Origin of the sequence: Kitasatospora cheerisanensis KCTC 2395, assembly GCF_000696185.1 — a bacterium.
Taxonomy (GTDB): domain Bacteria; phylum Actinomycetota; class Actinomycetes; order Streptomycetales; family Streptomycetaceae; genus Kitasatospora; species Kitasatospora cheerisanensis.
In genome coordinates, this window is the sequence record NZ_KK853997.1 from 6,959,684 (window position 1) to 6,962,096 (window position 2,413).

The 2,413-nt window shown below is 72.6% G+C and carries 2 protein-coding genes; both read left to right on the top strand.

The genetic code is table 11. The annotated features are described in order from the left end of the window. Positions 1 to 739 (top strand): hypothetical protein (locus tag KCH_RS45290; RefSeq protein ID WP_035874613.1); only part of this gene is annotated, 739 nt, incomplete at its 5' end. Beyond that, positions 739 to 2,346, top strand: coding sequence for an N-acyl-D-amino-acid deacylase family protein (locus KCH_RS31285; protein ID WP_035868602.1), 1,608 nt, complete (start codon positions 739 to 741; stop codon positions 2,344 to 2,346). The genes KCH_RS45290 and KCH_RS31285, both read left to right, overlap by 1 nt. Positions 2,347 to 2,413: the final 67 nt, after the last annotated feature.

Sequence of the window (2,413 nt, forward strand, 5' to 3'; positions counted from 1 at the left end):
CTACGAAGGCGCCCTCGCGCACGACGCCACCGACACCGCCCTCGACACCGTCCGCGGCTACCTCCGCGACCTCGCCGAACTGCACCGCCGCCTCGCCCCCGACTACCCCACGCCCACCCCCGTGGTCACCGCCGGAGGCAGCGCCTACTTCGACACCGTCGCCGAAGAACTCACCCCCCTCGCCGCCGAGTTCCCCGGCACCAAGGTCGTCGTCCGGGCCGGCGCCTACCTCGCCCACGACGACGGCTTCTACCGCGGCATCTCCCCGCTCGCCCGCACCACCGGAGCCACCCCCCTGCGCTCCGCCATGCACGGCTGGGCCCGCGTCGTCTCCCACCCCGAACCCCAACTCGCCCTGCTGGACGCCGGAAAGCGCGACCTGCCGTTCGACGAAGGGCTGCCCGAGCCGCAACTCGTCCGGCGCGCGGGCGTGGTGGACGGTGAAGAGTCGGTGGGTGGCGCATTGGTGGGCGGTAGCTCGGTGGGCGGCTCGCCGGGTAGTGAGCTGACGGGTAGTGACGTGACGGGTAGTGGGCTGGCGGGGGCCGAGGTCACCGCGCTGAACGACCAGCACACCTTCCTGCGCGCCGCCGGTGAGGCCGCCCCGATCGGCGCCGTCGTCCGACTCGGCCTCTCCCACCCGTGCACCGCCTTCGACAAGTGGAGCCTGATCCCCGTCGTCGACGACGCCGACGCCGAACACCCGCGCGTGGTCGGCCTGGTGAGGACCTGGTTCTGATGCCCGAGCTGCTGCTGCGCGGCGCCACCGTCATCGACGGCACCGGCGCCGACCGCTACCGCGCCGACGTCACCGTCACCGACGGGCTCATCGAGGACATCGGCCACGGCCTCACCGCCCGCCGCACCGTCGACGCCGACGGCCTCGTCCTCGCCCCCGGCTTCATCGACCTGCACGCCCACTCGGACCTGCAACTCCTCGTCGAACCCGACCACCCGTCCCGGATCACCCAGGGCGTCACCCTCGACGTCCTCGGCCAGGACGGCCTCTCGTACGCCCCCGCCGACGACACCACCCTTGCCGCGCTGCGCCGCCAACTCGCAGGCTGGAACGGCGATCCCGAGGGCTTCGAGTGGAACTGGCGCACCGTCGGCCAGTACCTCGACCGCCTCGACCGGGCGATCGGCGTCAACGCCTGCTACCTCGCCCCGCACGGCACCATCCGGATGCTCGCCATGGGCTGGGACAACCGCCCGCCCACCACGTCCGAACTCGACCGCATGCAGGCCCTGTTGGACCAGGCGCTGACGGACGGCGCGGTCGGCATGTCCACCGGACTCACCTACACCCCCGGCATGTACGCCGGCACCGCCGAACTCGTCGAACTCTGCCGCACCGTCGCCGCCCGCGGCGGCTACCACGCCCCGCACCAACGCTCGTACGGCGCAGGCGCGTTGGAAGGCTACGCGGAGATGGTCGAGATCTCCCGACGCTCCGGCTGCCCGCTCCACCTCACCCACGCCACCATGAACTTCGGCGTCAACGAAGGCCGCGCCGGCGAGTTCCTCGCCCTGGTCGACGCCGCCCTCGCCGACGGCATCGACGTCACCCTCGACAGCTACCCGTACCTGCCCGGGTCCACCACCCTGGCCGCCCTGCTGCCCAGTTGGTCCACCGAAGGTGGCCCCGAAGCCACCCTCACCCGGCTCGGCGACCCCGCCGCCCGCGAACGCATCCGCATCGACGTCGAAGAACACGGCAGCGACGGCTGCCACGGCGTGGTCACCGACTGGGACACCATCCAGATCTCCGGCGTCCGCAACACCGCCCTCGCCGGAGTCGTAGGCCGCAAGATGTCCGAACTCGCCGCCGAACAGGGCCGAACCGGTACCGAGGTGTTCTTCGGACTGCTGCGCGCCGACCAGTTGGGGACGACCATCCTCCAGCACGTCGGCCACGAGGAGAACGTCCGCGCCATCATGCGCCACACCGCGCACACCGTCGGCAGCGACGGCCTGCTCGTCGGCGCCCGCCCGCACCCCCGCGCCTGGGGCACCTTCCCGCGCTACCTCGCCCACTACAGCCGCGAGTTGGGCGTCCTCACGCTGGAACAGGCGATCGCCCGGATGACCGGCCGCGCCGCCCGCCGACTGCGGCTCGACCGCCGCGGACTGATCCGCCCCGGCCACCACGCCGACCTGGTCCTCTTCGACCCGCAGACCGTCCGTGACACCGCCACCTTCGACCACCCCCGCCGACCCGCCGACGGCATCGCCCACGTCCTGGTCGGCGGCGTCGCCGCGCTCAGCGACGGCAAACCGACCGGCGATCTGGCCGGGCGGGCGCTACGCCGCGACCCCGACGGGCTGGTGCGGGCGGTGAACTGACGGCGTGCGGCGGGTTCTCGGCACGACAGGTGCAGCTGGCTAGAGGGACGACACTCGGGGACAACAC